Genomic DNA, 8,571 nt, shown 5'->3' on the forward strand with positions numbered 1-8,571 from the left:
CGAGTCGGTCACGGAAGGCCACCCGGACAAGATCGCTGACCAGATCAGCGACGGGATTCTCGACGCCCTGCTCGCACAGGACCCGCGCAGCCGTGTCGCTGTCGAGACCCTGATCACCACCGGCCAGGTGCACGTAGCCGGCGAGGTCACCACCCAGGCCTACGCCGACATCCCCAAGATCGTGCGCGACACCATCCTGCGGATCGGCTACGACTCGTCGAAGAAGGGTTTCGACGGCGCGTCCTGCGGCGTGAGTGTCTCGATCGGCTCGCAGTCCCCGGACATCGCCCAGGGCGTGGACAGTGCCATCGAGCTGCGTGAGGGTGACTCCGAGCACATCCTGGACCAGCAGGGCGCCGGCGACCAGGGCATGATGTTCGGCTTCGCGTGTTCAGAGACGCCTGAGCTGATGCCGCTGCCGATCGCGCTGGCGCACCGGCTGGCGCGCCGGTTGTCCGCGGCGCGTAAGGACGGCTCAATTCCGTACCTGCGTCCGGACGGCAAGACCCAGGTCACGATCGAGTATGACGGGCTGCGCCCGGTCCGGCTCGACACGGTGGTCGTCTCCTCACAGCACGCCGCGGACATCTCGCTGGAGTCGCTGCTCACCCCGGATGTGCGCGAGCACGTCATCAACCCGGAGCTGGAGGGTCTCGGACTCGACACCGAGGGCTACCGGCTGCTGGTGAACCCGACCGGTCGCTTCGAGATCGGTGGCCCGATGGGCGACGCCGGCCTGACCGGCCGCAAGATCATCGTGGACACGTACGGCGGGTATGCCCGGCACGGTGGCGGTGCGTTCTCCGGCAAGGACCCGTCGAAGGTGGACCGGTCCGCGGCGTACGCGATGCGCTGGGTCGCCAAGAACATGGTCGCCGCCGGTCTGGCCGAGCGGTGCGAGACCCAGGTCGCGTACGCGATCGGCAAGGCCCACCCGGTCAGCCTGTACGTGGAGACGTTCGGCACCGAGAACGTGCCGGTCGAGCGGATCGAGAAGGCCATCAAGGAGGTCTTCGACCTGCGCCCCGCCGCGATCATCCGCGACCTGGACCTGCTGCGCCCGATCTACCAGCAGACCGCGGCGTACGGCCACTTCGGCCGCGAGCTGCCGGACCTCAAGTGGGAGTGCACCGAGCGCGCCAAAAGCTTGAAGAGCATCGCTGCATAGTCAGGTCGAGTACGGCATCACCCTGCTGTAGTCGCCGCAGCGGTTCACCGTTTGCAACCGAGCCCCTGGCGGCACGGCGGTTTCCAAGGAGAACGCAGCGCTGTCCGGGAGATCGGCCTACCCATCGCAGGATTGGTTCCGCTGCGCATGTTAACCATGGCCAACTCGAACCACACCATCCTGGGCGGCAAGCCGCAGCAAACCTGCACTGGCGCCACGCCAACGCCCGCCACCCCGACGTCCTGACCGCCCAACGCTGCGAACGAGCCCCGTCCGCAGTAAACGCCAACGACGCTGAGGCCGGCCCCGAACGAAGACCGCCTAACGGATTGAGTGTCTCGCCCCGGGTTTGATGGAGACATCCAAACCTGGGAGAAAATCTAGTCATGGCGGCACCGAAGAAGTACCCCGATGAACTGCGGGAGCGGGCGACCCGGTTGGCCTTGGAGGCCCGTCGGGATCCGGCTACCGCGACCGGAGCGTTGCGGCGGATCGCTGATCAGCTCGGTGTCCATCCGGAGGCGTTGGCCGGGCACCACCACCAGCGATGCCGAACGCCTCGCCGCCCTGGAACGGGAGAATCGTGAGTTGCGCCGGGCGAACCAGATCCTGAAGTCCGCGGCCTTAGATTCAAAGAGTCAAGGCAACGCACTGGGCTGGAGTGCGGTAGCCGAGGCATTTGCGTGGCCGGTCGTTCAGTCGTGCGGCGAGGACGTCGAGGTCGGCCTGGCTGTGGAGGCTGAGGTCGGTTCCTTTCGGCAGGTATTGGCGGATGAGCTTGTTGGTGTTCTCGTTCGTGCCTCTCTGCCAGGGGCTGCGCGGTGCGGCGAAGTAGACGTCAACGCCGGCGCCTTCGGTCAGGTGCCTGTGGCCGGCCAGTTCCATGCCTCGGTCCCAGGTCAGGGTGGCGAGTAGGCGACGGTCCATCCTGGTGAAGGCGTGCTGGAGGGCGGGGATGACCGTGGCGGTGTGGCGGCTGGGCAGCGCGACCATGGTCAGGTAGCGGGACTTGCGGTCGACCAGGGTCGCGACTTGGCTGTTCTTGGATCCGATGATGAGATCGCCTTCGAGGTGGCCGATTTCGGTCCGGTCGTTAGCACTGGCCGGTCGGTCGTCGATGGATCGTGCGCCGATGATCTGGGAACGCCATTGGCCTTTGACGGTGTGGCGCTTGTTCTTGCGGATGGGACGGCCGGTCCGCAGTTTGCTGCAGAGCTCACGCGGGATGACCTTCCAGCGGGTGGTGTAGATCGCGCGGTAGATGCTCTCGTGGCTGATCTGCATCAGTTGGTTGCCGCCCTGTGTCAGCCGTAGGTGTCCCACGATCTGTTCGGGCGACCACTCGTTTTCCAGCAAGTCGATCACGACCTGCCGAAGCAGCGGATTTCCTTGTAGGGCCGAGGGTTTCGGCCGACGCATCTGTTCCTGAGCGCGTCGCTCGGCGGCGAACGCACGGTACTTTTCTCGGCCGCCGTTGCGGGCCACCTCCCGGCTCACCGTCGACGCCGGACGGCCGATCGCCACCGCGATCGAGCGCAGTGACATCTCCGCTTCAAGGCCGCGGGAGATCGATTCTCGCTCGTCTGTCGTCAGGCGATCCGCTCGTCTCACCCGTTCAGCCGGCGCGATGCCGCCGTGGTGTTTCAGCACGGTGAAGACCGACCCCGGCGGCTTGCCCAGAGCTCGGCCGATCACGCTGATGGAATCACCGCAGCGCCACCGCCGCCACAAGTCCTCTTTCATCGCGTCCGACATGCCAGGTCGACCCATCTGTGCCACAAGCCACCCATCTACCAGCACCGTTGCATTGATCACCTGAATCTAAGGCGTCTTTCTTCGCGGCGGAGCTGGACCGTCCGTCGCGATGAGGGTCGCGTTCGTCGACTCTCAACAGGCCGAACACGGTGTCCAGCCGGTCCTGCAGGCACTCGAAGACACGCCGGCACAGATCGCACCGTCGACCTACTACGCCGCCAAGACCCGCCCCGCCTCGGCCCGGACAGTGCGCGACCGGCAGCTGACGGAGACGATCACGCAGATCCACGCGGACAACTACGGTGTTTACGGCGGCCGTAAGATCTGGCACGAGCTGCACCTTCCTTGCGAGCCGGTGGCCCGCTGCACCATCGAAAGACTCATGCGGGCGGCCGGGCTGCGCGGGCTGCTACGGGACAAGTCACCGCGCACGACCCGGCCCGCCGCGGAGACCGATCGGCCACGTGACCTGGTCAAACGCAACTTCACCGCTACGGCACCGAACCAGTTGTGGGTCGCTGACCTGACCTACGTGCGCACCAGCGTCGGCTGGGTGTATGCCGCGTTCATCCTTGACGTGTACTCCCGGCTGATCGTCGGCTGGCAGGTAGCCACCTCGCTCTACACCGACCTCGCTTTGGACGCGTTGAAAATGGCGGCCTGGCGCCGCCAGAGTCAAGGCGCTGACCTGCGCAAACTCGTTCACCACTCCGACCGCGACGTCCAATACCGAGCGATCCGCTACACCCAGCGCCTCGCCGAGGCCGGCGCCGTCGCCTCGGTCGGGTCGAAGCGCGACTCCTACGACAACGCGATGGCCGAAGCGTTCAACTCCCTGTTCAAAGCCGAACTCGTGCGCAACAAAGGCCCCTGGCGCGGCCTCGACGACCTGGAGATGGCCACCGTCGAATACATCGACTGGTACAACAACCGGCGCCTGCACGGCGAACTCGGGCACATCCCACCCGCCGAACATGAGGCCCTACACACGATGACCCGCCCGGTCACCGCAGCCCTGGAAACCAGCTAACCAACTCTCCATCAAACCAGGGGCTTGACACACCCCTACCCCGACCGGAAGCAGGTAACCACCGCTCTGTCAAACCGGGGGGAACTCAGATCGGACCCGGCGAACGTTCGTGGTCAACGCACTGGCCGATAGGTGTCAGCTTTCTGCATCCTGCGTCCTGCATGAAGCTCGAGCAGGGACCCAGCCACGTCGATTTGCGCAGCAGCGCAGAGACCTGTGGGGTTATGAGCATGCTACCAGTGCGAGAGCGACACACCCTCCCGAGTCATCGTTCGCGGTTACCGTTCGATCACGGTCTTCGCCGGCCCCTGATGCCGTCGGCACAGCCAACTATGAACGTCCAGCTTGACGTGTTGGCGCTCCAAGACCAGCGTCCTGCTCACAGCGTGTGGCACACGAAGCGAGCCATAGTCCATATGAGAGGATAGTCAGTGTGCAATTCTGTTCGGCTCTTCCAACGGTCTACCAACGGAGGCAATGTCTGTGGACGTTCGGGTACACTCCAACGTTCTTGTAGCCGCTACCGCCTGGGTCGCTCGCAATCTACCGCCTCGGCCGACAGTGCCGGTATTACTCGGAATGCTGATCAAGGCAGACGACGGCATCTTGTCGCTGTCGACTTTTGACTACGAGGTCTCCTCCCATGTACAAGTTGAGGCCGATGTTCGCGAACCGGGATCCTTACTGCTGCCGGGCCGCAGATTCTCCGAGATCGCCAAGTCTCTGCCCGGCAAGGTGATTCGCCTTTCAGTCGAGGGCACAACGGTAGTGCTCGCATGCGAGAATTCGCGCTTCGTGCTGCGCCCCTTGCCGTTGGAGGACTACCCGGCACTGCCAGCCATGCCCAAGGTTCGCGGTACGGCCAAAGGATCTGCACTTGCCGAAGCAATTGCACAAATCGCTTCGGTGGCCAGCCGTGACGAGACGCTTCCCATTCTCACCTCCGTCAGGCTGGAAGCCAAAGAACGCACATTAACCCTAGACGCTACGGATCGCTATAGATGGGGCGTTCGTACGCTCGATTGGCAACCGAGCGGCAATGACGAAGAATTGGCGATCCAAGTACCGGCAAAATCGTTGCTCGATTGCGCAAAGCAGATCACCTCAGAGGAGCAGGCTCAATTAGCCTTTTCCGAGACGACCAACACCTTCGGAATACGCGGCGAGCGGTGGTGGATGACGACTCGGCTAATCGACGGCGCTATGCCTCGCCATGATCAGGCTTGGCCTGCCGCATTTTCGTCCCAAGCCTCGGTGGAAAAGAGATCGTTGGTTGATGCAATCAAGCGGGTTGCAGTAGTTTCCGAGGGCCGCCTCCCGCTTCAGATGCACTTCGGAAAAGGATCACTGACGCTCGAGGTCAGTTCCGGCGATGGAGACCAGGCGACCACAGATCTCGAAGTCCGGCATGACGACGAGGACATGAGTATCGCCTTCAACCCCGCGTACATGCTGGACGGACTGAATTCGATCAGCGATACATATGTCTTATTTTCTTTCACCGGACCCAAAGGTAAGGCAATGATTGAAGGTGGCTCGGAATCCGGCGAAGCAAGTGAGAAAAACTTCCGCTACCTCGTCATGCCGATCCGCGTGACGACGTAACACTCCGCCTCAGGCATTCGGTAGAGGTCAAGCGCTCGAAATTATTTCGCTCCTGGAACCTCGCACCTAGCCTCCAATCGATCAAAAGCAATCCGGGCAGGATGGCTGCAAACCGGATCTTCAACGGTCGCTTAGCGCGCCGGTGTTGCGGCCGTCCTGGTTAGCATTCCGGCAGCGCATCTGTCTTGCCTCGACACAGAACGCGGAGATCCGCATGATTGAGTCACTTCTAATAGGTCCTGTCAGCCTGCTGGTCAGGGTCGGGTCGCCCGGAGGAGTTTCACCTCCGGGCTCCCACGAAACGGAGCGTGACAGTCTCCCGTCACTCCGCTCTTACCACCCTGGCCGTCATCAGAGGGTTACGTGCCCAGGTCCAGTGCGCGAAGTAGCGTGGGTGTTGCGTGATGAGGCGTTCCCACACGATTCGCGCCTTGCGGCGTGGTCGTAGCCGTCGATACTTCTTGCGGATCCAGCACACCAGGTAGGAATTAATACGCGCCAGGAGTGTGTAGAGCTCGGACCGGTGGAACCGTCCGTAGTAGCTCGTCCACCCGCGCACGACAGGGTTGATCATCTCGGCGAGTTCGGCCCAGCTCAGGTCCAACCGGCGGTGGATCCGCCAGCGTCGGACGGTGCGGCTGAGTCGTGTGAGAGCGTCCTTGCTGATCGCCGGGAGGAACGCGGTGAACACGCGCCCATGGCGATCTTTGGCCCCGCGAGGCTGGAACGTGTACCCGAGGAACGTGAACGAGGTGTCCGGATAGACACCTCGGCGGTTGTTGTCCTTGCAGTACACGATCTTGGTCGTGTCCGGGTGCAGACGCAGCCCGACCTCGACCATCCTGTCCTCGATCGCCTGCCGCACCATGCGGGCCTGGCGTTCGCTGGTGCAGTGCACCACGGCATCGTCGGCGTATCGCTCGAACGGCACGGACGGGAACGTCCGGGCCATCCAGGTGTCGAACGCGTAGTGCAGGAACAGGTTCGCCAGCACGGGTGAGACCGCGGAGCCCTGCGGGGTTCCCCGGTCTCGGGGTTGCAAGCTGCCATCAGGTTGCTGCATCGGGGCGGTGAGCCACCGTTTGACGTACAGCAGCACCCACGGCAGGTCGGTGTTCGCCTCCACGGCTTTGATCATGAGGTCGTGATCGATGCTGTCGAAGAACGCCTGGACGTCCAGATCGACGACCCAATCGTAGTTCCAGCACCGTTGCCGGCACGCCGCGACCGCGTCCAACGCCGAACGCCTCGGCCGGTAGCCGTAGGAATCGCGGTGAAAGATCGGTTCGACCTTCTCCTCGATCCTGCGGGCCACCACGGTCTGCGCCACCCGGTCACCCACAGTAGGCACCTCGAGCATCCTGACCCCACCCTGCGATTTAGGTATCTGCACCGCTTTCACCGGCGGCGGGAAGTAGCTGCCCGAGGACATTCGATTCCAGATCTTGTAGAGATTGCCTTTCAGATCCTTCTCGAACTCCCCCAGGCTGACCTCGTCGACCCCCGGTGCTCCCTTGTTCGCTTTGACTCGGTCGTACGCCTCCAAGACTTCCCACTTCGAAATATCGAACGGTTTCTCTGACAACGTCAGTTCGCTCCTCGAAGTTCCTCCCGGAACGTTTGTCCCGGTTGACCAGACGAACTAACTGTGGATGGCCCGGCCCCTTCGCTCCACCCCGATTACCGGGGCTTCCTCACTACTACGGGCCGGTCCGCCAGCGCGTCTCGCATCGGTACTCACACCTTGCGGGCACATCCCGCTCGGCTACTCCCTCTCGCCCGAATCATCGGGACGGTATCGAGACACGCCTTCCCACGTTCCGTGCAGGAGCCGCAGATCAGGCTCATGCCGCCTCCATGCCGGGCACCGTCTGGCCAGTCATCGGGCATCCGCCAGACTCATCCCGCAGCCAATAACCAGGACCACGGTTTTGATGCCACTTTAAACGTAACGACACGTCAACAGCGGTTCGGTTTCACTCATCTTTCTGATCCCCACCTGACACCTCTTACGGTGCCTTTTCCACATCGCTCACCACGACGGTCTACAGCCAACGCAGCATGTGGTGGTTTGAAGCCTCCTCCCGAAAGGCGACTTCGAAGGGCCAAACCTTCATCTCCTGCACAGCATCGATTCTTGAAAATCGCTCCTACATTGCGATCACCATTCCTCGTTCGTGGCACACGTCATTGCGTGTTCGGGTAGCTGCTGGTCACGGCCGTGATGAGGTCGATCGAACGGCGGTCGGCGCGAGTGGTGTTGGTTTCACCGTTGATGCGATGCCAGCCGATCGGGGCGTTGCGCAGAGTCGCCATGACGGCGGGTCCGGTGCTGGTCCGGGCTTTGTAGCGATCTTCATAGAAAGTGCCATATCTGACGTTATGTTCCTTTTCTCGATCCGCCACTCTGATCTTGCCCATTCCTGAGTTCAGTAGGCTGGGTGGCGGTGGGGCGCAGGGACGTGACCACATAGGCGCCTCCCGGCTAGTCTGGCCATCGAGGGTGCGGGTTCGGGTGATCCGGACGGCTTGCTGGGCGTGCGAGACCGCGATGCCGGCGTTTGCAGGGTGACAGCCTTGACCGTACGGGTCTCCTTGCGGCCGTGACCACAGTTGCGGGGTGCGGGCGCCGACCGGGATCTGCGCGCAGGGAACGGCATTGAGCTGGGCATGAAAGGCGGGCTGGTTGCCCTTGGCCTGCAACAGCAGGTGTGCCCCGCGGGGGATCTGCTCGGTGTGGCCGGTTTGGTTGTGTGGTGGTCGAGCACAAGCTGCTGGAGAGACCGTCTGAACTCCGACATCCAGCCCTCGGCGGTAAGCCGTTCGGACCGAGCCAGTCCTGCGAGGTAAACCGTTCGGTTCGAGACCTTCCTCAGCCTCGATCCACCGACGCGGTTCGTCCGGTGCGGGGTTGAATGAGCCTTTTCCAACCTGACGGTGCTGGTCACGGCAGATGTGGATGGCCCGGGGATCGATAGGTGCGAGGCTCCAGGTAAGACAGCAGTCGACCAAG

General features: G+C 63.0%; 5 protein-coding genes and 2 pseudogenes. 4 read left to right on the forward strand and 3 right to left on the reverse strand.

What is annotated here, in order from left to right:
- A partial coding sequence (metK, locus tag ADL15_RS10950; protein ID WP_067687931.1) for a methionine adenosyltransferase occupies positions 1-1,168 on the forward strand: 1,168 nt, incomplete at its 5' end.
- 138 nt (positions 1,169-1,306) lie between these two features.
- Positions 1,307-1,466 (forward strand): annotated as a pseudogene (locus ADL15_RS56840) (IS630 family transposase); the annotation flags it as partial.
- A 332-nt stretch (positions 1,467-1,798) separates the two neighbouring features.
- Here the strand turns inward: ADL15_RS56840 and ADL15_RS10955 are convergent.
- Complete coding sequence (locus ADL15_RS10955) at positions 1,799-2,938, reverse strand: IS30 family transposase (RefSeq protein WP_449369301.1); 1,140 nt, start codon at positions 2,936-2,938, stop codon at positions 1,799-1,801.
- 94 nt (positions 2,939-3,032) lie between these two features.
- On the opposite strand from ADL15_RS10955, the gene ADL15_RS10960 reads away from it, so the two are divergent.
- Together ADL15_RS10960 and dnaN are read left to right on the forward strand one after the other, a co-directional pair.
- Positions 3,033-3,953: an IS3 family transposase gene (locus tag ADL15_RS10960; protein WP_067687934.1), complete on the forward strand. Its 921-nt coding sequence runs from the start codon at positions 3,033-3,035 to the stop codon at positions 3,951-3,953.
- A gap of 477 nt (positions 3,954-4,430) precedes the next feature.
- Positions 4,431-5,558, forward strand: a complete 1,128-nt coding sequence (dnaN, locus tag ADL15_RS51310) for a DNA polymerase III subunit beta (protein WP_083971130.1) — start codon at positions 4,431-4,433, stop codon at positions 5,556-5,558.
- 322 nt (positions 5,559-5,880) lie between these two features.
- Here the strand turns inward: dnaN and ltrA are convergent, their stop codons facing one another.
- Entirely contained in the window at positions 5,881-7,143 is a 1,263-nt protein-coding gene (gene ltrA / locus ADL15_RS10965) for a group II intron reverse transcriptase/maturase (protein ID WP_083971131.1), read from the reverse strand.
- 602 nt (positions 7,144-7,745) lie between these two features.
- Positions 7,746-8,571: pseudogene (locus ADL15_RS55240) on the reverse strand (hypothetical protein); the annotation flags it as partial.

The sequence above is a fragment of the Actinoplanes awajinensis subsp. mycoplanecinus genome (genome assembly GCF_001509495.1).
Taxonomy (GTDB): Bacteria; Actinomycetota; Actinomycetes; order Mycobacteriales; family Micromonosporaceae; genus Actinoplanes; species Actinoplanes palleronii.